Origin of the sequence: Actinokineospora sp. NBRC 105648 (genome assembly GCF_030269645.1) — a bacterium.
Lineage (GTDB): Bacteria > Actinomycetota > Actinomycetes > Mycobacteriales > Pseudonocardiaceae > Actinokineospora.
The window spans coordinates 129665-144202 of sequence record NZ_BSTR01000014.1 but is presented as its reverse complement, the minus strand read 5'-3'; the positions used below and the strand labels follow the sequence as shown (position 1 = coordinate 144202).

The window sequence follows — 14538 nt, the reverse complement described above, 5'->3', positions numbered from 1 at the left end:
GTGCGGGGCCCCTAGAGCACCGCGGTGGAGAGAAAAGGGCAGGTAAGGGCATCCCCACCCACGGCAAGTTTAGCGGCACTCTCCCCCCACACGAAGCGAGTCCACTAGATCGAGCATCCGTAACGGGCGTTGCTTTCCAGCGGGGTCGGTCTATCCGCTGCGGTACCAGCGGGGGCGGGATTCTGCCGCTTTCCGGCGGGGTCGGTCTATCCGCTGCGGTGCCAGCGGGGGTCGGGATCCTGCCCTGCACCCTTCCACACGCATCCCACTCTCCCCGCATCTCCTTCTCCCTGCATCTCTCCTTCTCCCACCTCCCTCCTCCCCCACGGCCCTCCGTCCCTCCACCCAGTTCTCGGCCAGCCCAGCACACACCTCCGCCGTCGACCTGGCACGATTCGAAGCACCATGACGCTCACCGCACGGCTGCCTGCCGACCCCTCCCCCGACGCCCTCTTCGACGCCTTCGCCACCTGGGCCGCCGATCAGGGGCTCAGCCTCTATCCCGCGCAAGAAGAGGCGCTGATGGAGATCGTGTCGGGGGCGAACGTCATCCTCAGCACCCCGACCGGGTCGGGGAAGAGCCTGGTGGCCGCCGGTGCGCACTTCGCGGCGTTGGCGCAGGGGGTGCGGAGCTTCTACACCGCTCCCATCAAGGCGCTGGTGTCGGAGAAGTTCTTCGCCCTGTGCGAGACGTTCGGTGCGGAGAACGTCGGCATGATGACCGGTGACTCCAGTGTCAACGGTGGTGCGCCGATCATCTGCTGCACCGCCGAGATCCTGGCCAACATCGCCCTGCGCGACGGTGCCGAGGCCGATGTCGGCCAGGTGGTCATGGACGAGTTCCACTTCTACGCCGAGCCCGATCGCGGGTGGGCCTGGCAGATCCCGATCATCGAACTGCCCAGGGTGCAGTTCGTGCTGATGTCGGCCACGCTCGGTGACGTCGCCCGGTTCAAGGACGACCTCACCCGCCGGACCGGGCGGGACACCGCTGTGGTGACCTCGGCGGAGCGGCCGGTGCCGTTGTTCTACTCGTTCGGGCTCACGCCGCTGACCGAGGCGTTGGAGGAGTTGCTCACCACCAACCAGTCCCCCGTCTACGTCGTGCACTTCACCCAGGCCGCCGCGCTGGAACGGGCGCAGGCGTTGATGAGCATCAACGTGTGCACCCGCGAGGAGAAGGACAAGATCGCCGCGCTGATCGGGGACTTCCGGTTCTCGTCGGGGTTCGGCAAGACGCTCTCCCGGCTGGTGCGGCACGGGATCGGGGTGCACCACGCGGGCATGCTGCCCAAGTACCGCAGGCTGGTCGAGCGGTTGGCGCAGGCCGGGCTGATGAAGATCGTGTGCGGTACCGACACCCTCGGGGTCGGCATCAACGTGCCCATCCGGACAGTCGTGTTCACCGCGCTGTCCAAGTACGACGGTGTGCGGACCCGGCTGCTCAAGGCGCGCGAGTTCCACCAGATCGCCGGGCGGGCGGGTCGGGCGGGCTACGACACGCTGGGCACCGTCCTGGTGCAGGCGCCCGAGCACGTGATCGAGAACGAGAAGTCGCTGGCCAAGATCGGCGACGACCCGAAGAAGCGGCGCAAGTTCGTCCGCCGGAAGCCGCCGGAGGGGATGGTCTCCTGGGGGCTGCCGACCTTCGAGCGGCTGCGCGACGCCGAGCCGGAGCCGTTGACCTCCAGTTTCCAGGTCAGCCACTCGATGCTGCTCAACGTGATCGGCAGGCCGGGGGACGCCTTCGCGGCGATGCGCCACCTGCTCGAGGACAACCACGAGGACCGGCCCGCGCAGCGGCGGCACATCCGGCGGGCGATCGCGATCTACCGGGGGCTGCTCGCGGCCGGGGTGGTGGAGAAGCTCGACGAGCCCGACGAGCAGGGGCGCCGGGTGCGGCTGACCATGGACCTGCAGTTCGACTTCGCCCTCAACCAGCCGCTCTCGCCGTTCGCGCTGGCCGCGCTGGAGCTGCTGGACCGGGAGTCGCCCAGCTACCCGCTGGACGTGCTGTCCGTGGTGGAGTCCACTTTGGACGACCCGCGCCAGGTGCTCTCCGCGCAGGCGCACAAGGCGCGCGGCGAGGCCGTGCAGGCGATGAAGGCCGAGGGCATCGAGTACGACCAGCGGATGGAGCTGCTCGAGCAGGTCACCCACCCCAAGCCGCTGGTGGAGCTGCTGGGCGGGGCGTTCGAGACCTACCGGCGCGGGCACCCCTGGGTGGGCGACCACCAGCTCTCGCCCAAGTCGGTGGTGCGCGACATGTACGAGCGCGCGATGACCTTCACCGAGTACGTCTCGTTCTACGCGCTGGCCCGGTCCGAGGGCCTGGTCCTGCGCTACCTGGCCGACGCCTACCGCGCGGTCCGCCAGACCGTCCCCGACGAGGCCAAGACCGAGGAGCTCACCGACCTGATCGAGTGGCTCGGCGAGCTGGTCCGCCAGGTCGACTCCAGCCTGCTCGACGAGTGGGAGAAGCTCACCAACCCGGAGACCGGCGAGACCACCGACCCGATCGACGACGTCCCGCCCGCGGTCACCAGCAACCCGCGCGCCTTCCGCGTGCTGGTCCGCAACGCGCTGTTCCAGCGGGTGCAGCTGGCGGCCCGCCGCGCCTACCACGACCTCGGCGTCCTCGACGGCGACTCGGGCTGGGACGCGGGCGCCTGGGAGGACGCGCTGGAGCCGTACTTCGCCATGCACAGCCAGATCGGCATGGGTCCCGACGCGCGCGGCCCGGCGCTGCTCACCATCGAGCAGGAGTCCGAGCGCTGGCTGGCCCGGCAGGTCTTCGAGGACCCCGCGGGCGACCACGACTGGGGCTTCACCGCCGAGATCGACCTGTCCGCCTCCGACGAGGCGGGCACCGCGGTCGTCTACATCACCTCGGTCGGGGAGCTGTAGCCCGGTGGCGCGCGGCGACGGCGACGAGCTCGTCGAGTGCGGGCTCGGGCACACGCACTGGGGGCGGTTCGGGGCGGCGGGGCTGCTGCCGGTGTGCGACGGGCAGGTGCTGCTGCAGCAGCGGGGCTGGTGGACCCCGGGCGGCAACACGTGGGGCCTGTTCGGCGGCGCCCGCGACAGCGACGAGGACGCCGTCGCCGCGGCCCTGCGGGAGACCGCCGAGGAGAGCACGCTCGACGTCTCGCTGGCGCGCCCCTTCGGTGTGGTCCGCGAGGACCACGGCGGCTGGGTGTACGAGACGGTGATCGCCGCGATGACGTCCACCCCCGAGGTGGGCCCGGCGAACGAGGAGACCGACGCCGCCGCGTGGATGCCGGTCGACGAGGTGGCGGGCCGGGCCCTGTTCGGCCCGTTCGCGGCGGCGTGGCCGCGGCTGACCGGGTGCCTGCGCGAGCCGGTGCTGGTCGTCGACTGCGCGAACGTGATGGGCTCCCGCCCGGACGGCTGGTGGCGCGACCGGGCGGGCGCGGCGGTGCGCATCCGCGACTCGCTCGCGCGGGTGCGCGGGTTCACCGGCTTCGCGCCGTTCGACGTGGCTTACCCGCGCGTCGTGCTGGTGACCGAGGGCCAGACCCGGCGCACCGAGCCGGTCGACGGGGTCGAGGTGGTGCCCGCGCCCGGCAGCGGCGACGACACGATCGTCGAGGTCGCGGCCGGGTTCGCCGACCAGGCGTGCCTGGTCGTGACGGCGGATCGCGAGCTGCGCGCGCGGTGCGCCGCGGTGGGGGCGGACGTCATCGGGCCGAGCTGGCTGCTCGACCAGTTCGGGCGCTAACGGTCAGAAGGTCGAGTTCAGGCACGCCAGCCGCGGACCAGCCGTGCCGGCCTCACCGGGACCGGTGTGCGTGTGCTCGTTGTGGATGATCACCGAGGCCGCTGGCCGCTTGCCGAAGCGCCACGGCACCTTGGTGACCGAGATGGCCGCGCCCTTGGCGTCGGTGGCGAAGTCGATCCAGACCTCGTTGCGCGGGTTGGCGTAGGCGGGGTCGACCGAGGGCTGGACCGGGTCGGCGACGTTCTGGAAGTGCGGCCCCGCGTCGGCAGGCAGCGCGCCGCACGGCTTGACGTGCACGTGCGCGCCGTAGTGGCGGTTCGGCAGCAGACCGTGCACCAGCAGGATCACCACCGTGTTGCGGCCGGCCACGAACGGCGCGACGGCGGCGCGCGCGCCGACCGGGACCTTGGCGGGGTCGTAGGTGACCGCGTTCGCGCCGGGCCGGTAGGTCTCGAAGACGCCCCGCCCGGCTGCCGAGGCGGGGGTCACCGCGCCCGCGGTCAGCGCGACGGCGGCGACGACGCTCAGGAGTATTCGCATGCGGCCGATCCTGACCGTTGCCGGCCAACCGCCCGGCCGACTGGTAAGGAGATCACACCAAGAGGTGAACCATTGGTCTGGACCACCAACCGGATCAACAGTTGTTCAGCTCACCAGCAGCGACCGCGCCCAGGCATCGGCGATCCACCCCCGGAAGCGGTCCGGCGACCAACCGCGTTCGTGCACCAGCAGGACCCAGTACTCCACCGCGTTCATGCTCCACACGATGTCCGCGACCTCGTCGTCGGTCAGGTCCGGCCGAAGGTGGCCGGTGGCGCGCAGGTCGGCCGCGAAGTCCAGCATGTTGCGCGCCCGCCGCTCGGCGATCGTCCGCCACAGGGCCGCGCACGCCGGATCGGCCGCGGCGGCGTCGCGGAGCGCGAGGAACACCGGCGCCAACCGGGTGTGGATGCCGGTGACCGCCGCCGCGTAGAGGTCGATCTTCTCCCGGCCGGTGCGCGCCGCGCGCACCTGGACCACGTAGTCGCGCTCAGCCGCGGGCACCGCGTGATCGGTGCCCGACAGCGCCGACTCCACCAATTCCCGCAGCAGCACCGGCTTGCGGCCGACCGAGCCGTACACCGTGTCGACGGAGGTGCCCGCCAACTCCGCGATGTCGCTGACGGAGGTCTTGGCGTACCCGCGCTCGGTGAACAGCGCCCGAGCGGCGGCCAGCACCGCACGTCGGGTGGCCGCCGCGCGCTCGGCGCGTCGCGGTGCGTCGTAGCGGCGCTTGACGTTCTCGCTCATCGGGGTCAACCTTACCCATATTCACCAGAATCCAGTTCGGACGAATATGGAGCCCACCGTGGTCTACGCCTACACCCAGGACGTCCCGATCGATGAGGCGCTCTACCGCAAGATCATCGACGCGCTCGGCGCGGAGCCGCTGGCCGGTCAGCTGGTGCACCTGTGCGTGCGCCGCCCGGACGGCGGCCTGCGCTACATCGACGTGTGGGAGTCCCGGGAGGCGTGCGCCACGGCGTTCGACGACCGGATCCACCCCGCCGTCGACCGGGCGTTCGGCGGTTCGCGCCCGGGCGAGCCCACCGTCGAACACCTGGAGGTCCTGCACGCCACCGGCGCGCTGCTCGAGCGGGCCTAGGCCGACGGGCTGATCGTGTGGCACGACATCCGGCCGTGCCACCCATGGCGCAGGGGGCTAGTCGCGGGCCTCGGGGATCACGATCACCGGGCGCTCGCGGACCGGCTCCGGCTCCACCACGACCGAGTCGACCACGATCACCGGTCGGGCCGCCTCGGCGCGCCGGATGATCCGCTTGCGGACCAGGGCCCGGGTCGGCGGGAGCAGCAGGAACAGGGCCAGGACGTCGCTGATGAACCCCGGCACCACGACCAGCACGCCCGCGGCGGCGATCAGCATCCCGTCGACCACCTCGGCCTGCGGGACCCGGCGGGAGAACACCGCCTGTTGCAGCGCGGTGAGCGTGCGGACGCCCTCGCGGCGCAGCAGCGCCGTCCCGGCGAGGGTGGCCGCGATGAGCAAGAGGATGGTGGGCAGGACGCCGATGAGGTTGCCCACCGTCACCAGCACGGTGATCTCGGCGACCATCGCCAGCAGCAGGACCAGCAGGACAGGCACGGCGGCGCTCCTAGATCCGGTAATTCGTTGGATGTCCTGACAACGCGCGAGCCCCCCGATTCGCTCCCGGGCTCGTGTTTTCCCAGCTCAGGGCTACACTGACGGCCACTGACCCGGCGTCAACACCACGTGGTGTTCACCACGGGGCACTCTTGGCCTATCCCGGATACGCCGAGTTCACACTATTGTCATGAGAACCCCCGGATGACCCCGGGAGAACGCCACGCGCGGGTGACGGCCGCTCCACACCGGAGCACCGGCCGGACCGCCCGCGATCAGGCCGCACGACGAGGTGCGCTGCCGCTTTCCGCACGACGAGGTGCGCTCAACCGCCCGAGCCCGGGCGTAGTTCCGCATTGATCGCCGCACCGTTTCGAACGCGCGGCACCGGGCCGAGTGGCTGGGGCCGTGCGCCGACGCCCGCCCAGCCGCTCCGCAGAGCCACGCCCGTGTGCGCGCTTCCAGAGCAAGGGGAGGGCCGCTAGCTGTGACGACCCGCCAAGACCGCCTCAAGGGTGGTCTCTACGACGAGCAGTACGAGCACGACGCGTGCGGGGTGGCCTTCGTGGCCGACCTCGCGGGCCGCAGAGACCACGGCATCGTCGCCAAAGCACTCGTCGCCCTGCGCAACCTGGAACACCGCGGCGCCCGCGGCGCCGAGCCGGACACCGGCGACGGCGCGGGCATCCTGATCCAGGTGCCGGACGCGTTCTACCGCGCCGTCACCGGGTTCGCCCTCCCCGACCCCGGCGCGTACGCGGTCGGCACCGCCTTCCTGCCGGTCGACGAGGCCGAGCGCGCCGAGACCATCGCGACCGTCGAGGCCGTGGCCGCCGAGGAGGGCGCCATCGTGCTGGGCTGGCGCGAGCTGCCGGTCGCCCGCGAGCACGCGGGTGCCTCGGCCGCCGAGGTGATGCCGTATTTCGCCCAGCTGTTCCTGGCCGCCGCCGACGGCGTGTCCGGGCTCGCGTTGGAGCGCCTGGCGTTCTGCGTGCGCAAGCGCGCCGAGCACGCCGCCGACCTCTACTTCGCCTCCCTTTCCGCCCGCACGATCGTCTACAAGGGAATGCTCACCGAGCCCCAGGTGGAGCTGTTCTTCCCCGACCTGTCCGACGAGCGGGTCACCAGCTCGATCGGCCTGGTGCACTCCCGGTTCTCCACGAACACCTTCCCGTCCTGGCCGCTGGCCCACCCGTACCGCTACGTCGCGCACAACGGTGAGATCAACACCCTGCGCGGCAACCGGAACTGGATGGACGCGCGCGAGTCGATGCTCGCCAGCGACCTGGTCCCCGGCGACCTCAAGCGGATCTACCCGGTGATCACCCGCGGCGCCAGCGACTCGGCCTCGTTCGACGAGGTGCTCGAGCTGCTGCACCTGGGCGGGCGGTCGCTGCCGCACGCGGTGCTGATGATGATCCCGGAGGCGTGGGAGAACCACACCGAGATGGACCCGGCCCGCCGGGCGTTCTACGAGTTCCACTCCACGCTGATGGAGCCGTGGGACGGGCCCGCGCTGGTCGCCTTCACCGACGGCACGCGGATCGGCGCCGTGCTCGACCGCAACGGCCTGCGCCCGGCGCGCTACTGGGTCACCGAGGACGGCCTGGTCGTGCTCGCCAGCGAGGTCGGCGTGCTGGACATCGACCCGACCACGATCGTCCGCAAGGGACGGTTGGAGCCGGGCCGGATGTTCCTGGTCGACACCGCCGAGGGGCGGATCATCGACGACGACGAGATCAAGGGCGAGCTGGCCACCGAGCACCCCTACGGCGACTGGGTCGCCAAGGGTCTGCTGCCGCTGGCCGCGCTGCCCCCGCGCGAGCGGGAGGTGCCCACGCACGCCTCGCTCGTGCGCAGGCAGCAGGCGTTCGGCTACACCGAGGAGGAGCTGGCGCTGCTGCTCGAGCCGATGGCCCGCACCGGCGCGGAGCCGATCGGGTCGATGGGCAACGACGCCCCGCTGGCGCCGCTGTCCACCCGGCAGCGGCCGGTGTTCGACTACTTCAGCCAGCTCTTCGCCCAGGTCACCAACCCGCCGCTGGACGCCATCCGCGAGGAGCTGGTGACCTCGCTGGGCACCCACCTGGGCGCCGAGCCGAACCTGCTGGCGGGCACCGCCGACTCGTGCCGCCGGATCACCCTGCCCTACCCGGTGCTGGACAACGACGAGCTCGCCAAGGTCGTGCACGCCAACGACGACGGCGACCTGCCCGAGTTCCAGTCGGTCACCGTGCACGGCCGCTTCGACGTGCGCGGCGGCGGTGACGCGCTGCGCGAGCAGCTCGACGAGATCCGCGCCGAGGTGTCCTGGGCGATCGGGCACGGCGCCCGGATCATCGTGCTGTCGGACCGGGGCGTGGACGACCAGCTGGCGCCGATCCCGTCGCTGCTGCTCGTCGGCGCGGTGCACCAGCACCTGGTGCGCGAGAAGACGCGCAGCCAGGTCAGCCTGATCGCCGAGTCCGGCGACGCGCGCGAGGTGCACCACGTGGCGCTGCTGATCGGCTACGGCGCCTCGGCGGTCAACCCGTACCTGGCGATGGCCACCGTCGAGGAGCTCGCCGAGCGCGGTCTGGTCAAGGGCGCGGACGCGAAGTCCGCCGCCCGCAACCTGATCAAGGCGCTGAACAAGGGCGTGCGCAAGACCATGTCCAAGATGGGTGTGTCCACTGTGGCCTCCTACCACGGTGCGCAGATCTTCGAGGCGCTCGGCCTGGGCGCCGAGGTGGTCGACGCCTGCTTCACCGGCACGACGTCGCGGCTGGGCGGGGTCGGCTTCGACGTGCTGGCCGAGGAGGTCCGGCAGCGGCACGCCACCGCGTTCCCGGCCGACGGCGTGCACCCGAGCCACCGCGAGCTCGCGGTCGGCGGCGACTACCAGTGGCGCCGCGAGGGCGAGCCGCACCTGTTCAGCCCGCAGACGGTGTTCAAGCTGCAGCACTCCACCCGGGCGGGCAAGTACGAGGTCTTCAAGGAGTACACCCGCTCGGTCGACGACCAGTCGACCTCGCTCAAGACGCTGCGCGGGCTCTTCGCCTTCAAGGAGGGCGTGCGCCCGCCGGTGCCGATCGAGGAGGTCGAGCCGGTCAGCGAGATCGTCAAGCGGTTCGGCACCGGCGCCATCTCCTACGGCTCGATCTCCCAGGAGATGCACGAGACGCTGGCGATCGCGATGAACCGGCTGGGCGCGAAGTCCAACACCGGCGAGGGCGGCGAGGACCCCGAGCGGCTCTACGACCCGACCCGCCGGTCGGCGATCAAGCAGGTCGCCAGCGGTCGGTTCGGCGTCACCAGCGAGTACCTGGTCAACGCCGACGACATCCAGATCAAGATGGCCCAGGGCGCCAAGCCCGGCGAGGGCGGGCAGCTCCCGGGCACGAAGGTGTACCCGTGGATCGCCCGCACCCGGCACTCCACCCCGGGCGTGGGGCTCATCTCCCCGCCGCCGCACCACGACATCTACTCCATCGAGGACCTCGCCCAGCTGATCCACGACCTGAAGAACGCCAACCCGGCGGCCCGCATCCACGTGAAGCTGGTCTCCGAGAGCGGTGTCGGCACGGTCGCGGCCGGGGTGTCCAAGGCGCACGCCGACGTGGTGCTGATCTCCGGGCACGACGGCGGCACCGGCGCCTCCCCGCTGTCCTCGATCAAGCACGCGGGTGGCCCGTGGGAGCTGGGTCTGGCCGAGACGCAGCAGACGCTGCTGGCCAACCGGCTGCGCGACCGGATCGTGGTGCAGGCCGACGGCCAGCTCAAGACCGGCCGCGACGTCGTGGTGGCCATGCTGCTGGGCGCCGAGGAGTTCGGCTTCGCGACCGCGCCGCTGGTGGTGTCGGGCTGCGTGATGATGCGCGTCTGCCACCTCGACACCTGCCCGGTCGGCGTCGCCACGCAGAACCCGGTGCTGCGCGCCAAGTTCAGCGGCAAGGCCGAGTACGTCGTCAACTTCTTCGAGTTCCTCGCCCAGGAGGTGCGCGAGTACCTGGCCGCACTGGGCTTCCGCTCGATCCAGGAGGCCGTCGGCCACGCCGAGCTGCTCGACACCCGCGCCGCGGTCGACCACTGGAAGGCGGCCGGGCTCGACCTCACGCCGATCTTCCACGTGCCCGAGCTGGCCCCGCGCGCGGTGCGCCACCAGGCCGTCGCGCAGGACCACGGGCTCGCCAAGGCGCTGGACAACACGCTGATCCAGCTCGCCGAGGGCGCGCTCGCCGCGGGCGACAAGGTGCGGCTGGAACTGCCGGTGCGCAACGTCAACCGGACCGTGGGCACCATGCTCGGCTCCGAGGTGACCCGGCGCTGGGGCGGCGAGGGCCTGCCCGACGACACCATCGACGTGACCTTCACCGGCACCGCGGGCCAGTCGTTCGGCGCGTTCCTGCCGCGCGGCATCACCCTGCGGCTGGTCGGCGACGGCAACGACTACGTGGCCAAGGGCCTCTCCGGCGGCCGGGTCACGGTGCGGCCGCACCCGGGGGCGCGGTTCGCCGCCGAGCAGCACGTCATCGCGGGCAACGTCATCGCCTACGGCGCGACCTCGGGCGAGGTCTTCCTGCGCGGCAAGGTCGGCGAGCGGTTCTGCGTGCGCAACTCCGGCGCGCTGGCCGTCGTCGAGGGCGTGGGCGACCACGCCTGCGAGTACATGACCGGCGGCCGGGTCGTCGTGCTCGGCCCGACCGGGCGCAACTTCGCCGCGGGCATGTCCGGCGGCATCGCCTACGTGCTCGACCTGGCGCGGGCCCGGGTCAACCCGGAGATGGTCGACCTCGACCCGCTCACCGCGGCCGACGGCGACTTCCTGCGCGAGGTCGTCACCCGGCACCTGACCGAGACCGACTCCGCGGTGGCCCGCGCGCTGCTGGCCGACTGGGACGACCAGGTCGGCCGCTTCACCAAGGTGATGCCCACCGACTACAAGCGGGTGCTCGCCGCCCAGGCGGCCGCCGAGGCCGAGGGCCGCGACATCGACCAGGCGATCATGGAGGCCGCACATGGCTGACCCCAAGGGCTTTCTGACCACCCGGCGCGAGAACGCGCCGACCCGCCCGGTCTTCTTGCGCCTCAAGGACTGGCGCGAGGTCTACGAGGAGGACAGCACCGCCGAGTTCCGCGCCGGGAAGGGCAGGGAGCAGGCGGGCCGCTGCATGGACTGCGGGATCCCGTTCTGCCACCAGGGTTGTCCGCTGGGCAACCTGGTGCCGGAGTGGAACACGCTGGTGTGGCGGGACGACTGGCGGCGGGCGGCCGAGCGGCTGCACGCGACCAACAACTTCCCGGAGTTCACCGGCACGCTGTGCCCGGCGCCCTGCGAGTCGGCCTGCGTGCTGGGCATCAACGACGACCCGGTGTCGATCAAGCGGGTGGAGATCTCGATCGTCGACCGCGCCTGGGCCGAGGGCTGGATCGCCCCGCAGGTCCCCGCGGTGCGCACCGGCAAGAAGGTCGCCGTGGTCGGGTCCGGCCCGGCCGGGCTGGCCGCGGCCCAGCAGCTGACCCGCGCGGGCCACGACGTGGTGGTGCTCGAGCGCGCCGACGCGATCGGCGGGCTGCTGCGCTACGGCATCCCCGAGTTCAAGATGGAGAAGGCCCGGCTGGACCGCCGCCTCGACCAGATGCGGGCCGAGGGCACCGAGTTCCGCACCGGCGTGCACGTCGGCGTGGACGTCACGGCGGACTCGCTGCGCGCCTCCTACGACGCGGTGGTGCTCGCGGGCGGTGCCACGGCGTGGCGCGACCTGCCGATCCCCGGCCGCGAGCTGGCGGGGGTGTACCAGGCGATGGAGTACCTGCCGCCCGCGAACAAGGTGGCCGCGGGCGAGCTCGACCGCTCCCCCATCCACGCCGAGGGCAAGCACGTCGTGGTCATCGGCGGCGGCGACACCGGCGCGGACTGCGTGGGCACCGCCCACCGCCAGGGCGCGGCGTCGGTCACCCAGCTGGAGATCATGCCCCGGCCGCCGCAGGCGCGGGCGGAGGCCAACCCGTGGCCGACGTACCCGATGCTCTACCGGGTCACCTCGGCGCACGAGGAGGGCGGCTCCCGGGTGTACTCGGTGTCCACCACGGAGTTCCTCGGCGACGGCGCCGGGAACGTGCGGGCGCTGCGGCTGGCCGAGGTGGCGCTGGTGGACGGCCGCTTCCAGCCGGTCCCCGGCTCGGACCGGGAGATCCCGGCCGACCTGGTCACCCTGGCGATGGGCTTCGTCGGCCCGGAGCGCGCCGGGCTGCTGGCGGACCTGGGCGTCGACCTCGACCAGCGCGGCAACGTCACCCGCACCCGCGACTTCCAGACCACGGTCGAGGGCGTCTTCGTGGCGGGCGACATGGGCCGCGGCCAGTCCTTGATCGTGTGGGCGATCGCCGAGGGCCGCTCGGCCGCCGCGGGCGTCGACGCCTACCTGACTGGCGTGGAGTCACTCCCCCGCCCGATCGAGCCCACGGACCGACCGCTGGTCTAGGGCTCCCCAGCGGCAACACCACAGGCAACGGCCCGCGAGCAATGGCGCTCGCGGGCCGTTCTTCTCCCGTCAGCTGCCTTTCCTTGTCAGCTACCCGATCCACCCCGCACACTGGCGGCATGCCCGAGAACTTCACCGACGAGGAGCTCGCCTTCCTCCGCCACGCGCGCTTCGGCGAGCTGCCCGCCCGGGTCCTCCCGGCGGACCTGGTCGAGCTCAAGGAGACCGAGCCCGCCCACGACTACGCCGACCTCGCCTACGACGCCCGCGACCGGCACGAGGGCTACTGAGGGTCCGGCGGGCGGTCCTCGGCGATCGCCTCCCGCAGCTCGGCCAGCCTGCTCCGGGTCGTCTGGGTGTCGGGGTGCCCGGCACCGAGCACACGCACCCGGGCCGCCTCGACGGCCAGGTACTCCTGCTCGGCCTCTTCCAGCCGACCGAGGTCGGTCAGCACCAGCGCCACGTTGCTGCGGGCGACCAGCGTGTACGGGTCCTCGGCGCCGAGCACCCGCACGCACTCCTCCCACCCCGCCCGGTGTTCGCGCACGGCCTCCTCGAACCGCCCGAGGCCGCGCAGCGCGGCGGCGAGGTTGTTGCGGCTGCCCAACGCGTTCGGGTGCCCCGGTCCCCACTTGCGGACCTGGACCGCGAGCACCGCGCGGAGTTCCTGTTCGGCCTCCGCCGAGCGCCCCTGGGCGATCAGCACCAAGGCCAGGTTGTTCCGGCTGGTCAACGTGTACAGGTGCTCGGCGCCGAGCAGTCGGGTGAACGCCTCGAGTACCGCGCGGTTCTCCTGGTCCGCCTCCGGCAGGCGGTCGAGGCGGCGCAGGGTCATCGCCACGCTGTTCCGGCTGATCAAGGTGGTCAGGTGGTCCGGACCGGCCGTGGCGGTGTGCAGCGCGGTCGCGCGCACGAAGGCGTCGTGGGCCAGGGACAACCTGCCCGCCTCGTAGGCAGCGGTGCCGACCGAGGTGCAGTCGGCGGCATCCGCGTGCGCCACGGCGATCCGCAAGACCTCCTCAGCCGGGAGGGCGTCCGGTGGCTTGGTGCGCTGGACGTGGTCGACGAGGTAGTCGAACACCGTCACCGCGCCCGAGTCGAGTTCCAGCAGCGCCACGGTGTCCCGCCACGGCGTGGTCGCCCACGTCCAAGCCGCTTCCAGCTCCTCAGGCCGGGACTGCCGCGCGGGCAACAGGTAGCGCTCATGCAGGTCGTTCAGCAGCGCCACCGGCAGGGCTGAGCGGTAGCCCGCCCGGCGGCAGTCGATGGCCGCCGCGACGAGGGCCGCGCCCCGGGCATGCGTACCGGCGGCGTGGCCGTCTTCCCAGCGCTGCAACAACTGCGGCCCGGCGGCCAGGTACTCCGCCACCCCGTAGTCCTCGACGTGCTCCAACGCCTCGGCGATCCGGGAGTCCTGCGCCCGGTTGCGGGCGCGCTCCAACTCCCCCGGGCTGAACGCCCGCTCCACCCTGATCCTCGTGGCCATCGCCAGCAACCGGCGGCGCCCCTCAAGCTGCGTCCGGTCCGACTCCGCGTCGAGCGCGTTGAGCTCCTGGAGCCGCACCGTCGCGACGATCACCCGGCGATGACCGTCACCACCGAGCAGCCGGGTGACCGCGGTCGGGGTCAGCGCGCCCAGGAACCGCTCCAGGTCGTCCAGCCACAGCACCGCGTCCCGCGTCTCGGCCATCTCCTCGACGGCCACGGCGAGCCCGGCGGGCTCGGGGTGCAGCAGCGTGTGCCTGGCCAACACCTGGGCGATCGCCTCGAACGCCAGCCGCGACTTGCCCGCCGCGGAATCCCCCACCACCAACACGAAACCACCGGGCCGCAACGCCGCGACCACGTCCTCGTGCCGGTCCCGGGGCACGTAGGTGGGCACCCCGTCCGGCTGCGAACCCAGCGCCCGGTGCACGCCGAGCACCGTCGGGTCGGTGATCGACTCGACCCGCACCCGCACCGCCGCCGCGGCGATCTCCACCCGGCGGTCGTCGCGCCGCTTGTCCGCCCGTTCCAGCTGACCCATCAGCAGCTTCGCCGGGATGGCCGCGACCAGCCCGACCACCGCCGCCGACACCGCCAGCCAGGTCCAGTGCTCGTACCCCGCCACCTTCACGACGGCGGCGGCGCCCGCGAGCACCGCCGCCACCGCTGCCAACGCCCACCGGGCCATCCGCACCCCTCACCTC

The 14538-nt window shown here is 72.2% G+C and carries 10 protein-coding genes; 6 read left to right on the top strand and 4 right to left on the bottom strand.

Annotated elements, in window-relative coordinates:
• Window positions 1–405 precede the first annotated feature (405 nt).
• Both QSK30_RS15525 and QSK30_RS15520 read left to right on the top strand, forming a co-directional pair.
• Window positions 406–2907: a DEAD/DEAH box helicase gene (locus QSK30_RS15525; RefSeq protein ID WP_285503444.1), complete on the top strand. Its 2502-nt coding sequence runs from the start codon at window positions 406–408 to the stop codon at window positions 2905–2907.
• A gap of 4 nt (window positions 2908–2911) precedes the next feature.
• Window positions 2912–3742 carry an NUDIX domain-containing protein gene (locus QSK30_RS15520; RefSeq protein WP_285503443.1) on the top strand — a complete coding sequence of 277 codons (831 nt, stop codon included), beginning with the start codon at window positions 2912–2914 and terminating at the stop codon, window positions 3740–3742.
• Between the two features lie 3 nt (window positions 3743–3745).
• Here the strand turns inward: QSK30_RS15520 and QSK30_RS15515 are convergent, their stop codons facing one another.
• Both QSK30_RS15515 and QSK30_RS15510 read right to left on the bottom strand, forming a co-directional pair.
• Window positions 3746–4282, bottom strand: coding sequence for a superoxide dismutase (locus QSK30_RS15515; protein ID WP_285503442.1), 537 nt, complete (start codon window positions 4280–4282; stop codon window positions 3746–3748).
• Window positions 4283–4387: 105 nt separating this feature from the next.
• The gene (locus QSK30_RS15510) at window positions 4388–5032 is read right to left on the bottom strand and encodes a TetR/AcrR family transcriptional regulator (protein ID WP_285503441.1); all 645 of its coding nucleotides are present in this window, start codon (window positions 5030–5032) and stop codon (window positions 4388–4390) included.
• A gap of 46 nt (window positions 5033–5078) precedes the next feature.
• Here QSK30_RS15510 and QSK30_RS15505 point away from each other — a divergent pair, with 46 nt between their 5' ends.
• Entirely contained in the window at window positions 5079–5387 is a 309-nt protein-coding gene (locus QSK30_RS15505; protein WP_285503439.1) for a hypothetical protein, read from the top strand.
• A 57-nt stretch (window positions 5388–5444) separates the two neighbouring features.
• Here QSK30_RS15505 and QSK30_RS15500 read toward each other — a convergent pair whose 3' ends face one another.
• Complete coding sequence (locus tag QSK30_RS15500; protein ID WP_285503438.1) at window positions 5445–5885, bottom strand: FxsA family protein; 441 nt, start codon at window positions 5883–5885, stop codon at window positions 5445–5447.
• Between the two features lie 487 nt (window positions 5886–6372).
• Between QSK30_RS15500 and gltB the strand changes: the two genes are divergently transcribed.
• From gltB to QSK30_RS15485, 3 genes are all read left to right on the top strand, one after another.
• Window positions 6373–10890, top strand: a complete 4518-nt coding sequence (gene gltB / locus QSK30_RS15495; RefSeq protein WP_285503437.1) for a glutamate synthase large subunit — start codon at window positions 6373–6375, stop codon at window positions 10888–10890.
• Window positions 10883–12349: a glutamate synthase subunit beta gene (locus QSK30_RS15490; RefSeq protein ID WP_285503436.1), complete on the top strand. Its 1467-nt coding sequence runs from the start codon at window positions 10883–10885 to the stop codon at window positions 12347–12349. The genes gltB and QSK30_RS15490 overlap by 8 nt, the downstream gene beginning before the upstream one ends.
• A gap of 119 nt (window positions 12350–12468) precedes the next feature.
• Window positions 12469–12639 (top strand): hypothetical protein, encoded by a 171-nt coding sequence (locus QSK30_RS15485; protein WP_285503435.1) that lies wholly within the window; start codon window positions 12469–12471, stop codon window positions 12637–12639.
• Here QSK30_RS15485 and QSK30_RS15480 read toward each other — a convergent pair.
• Window positions 12633–14522, bottom strand: coding sequence for a tetratricopeptide repeat protein (locus tag QSK30_RS15480; RefSeq protein ID WP_285503450.1), 1890 nt, complete (start codon window positions 14520–14522; stop codon window positions 12633–12635). The genes QSK30_RS15485 and QSK30_RS15480 overlap by 7 nt on opposite strands.
• Window positions 14523–14538 lie beyond the last annotated feature (16 nt).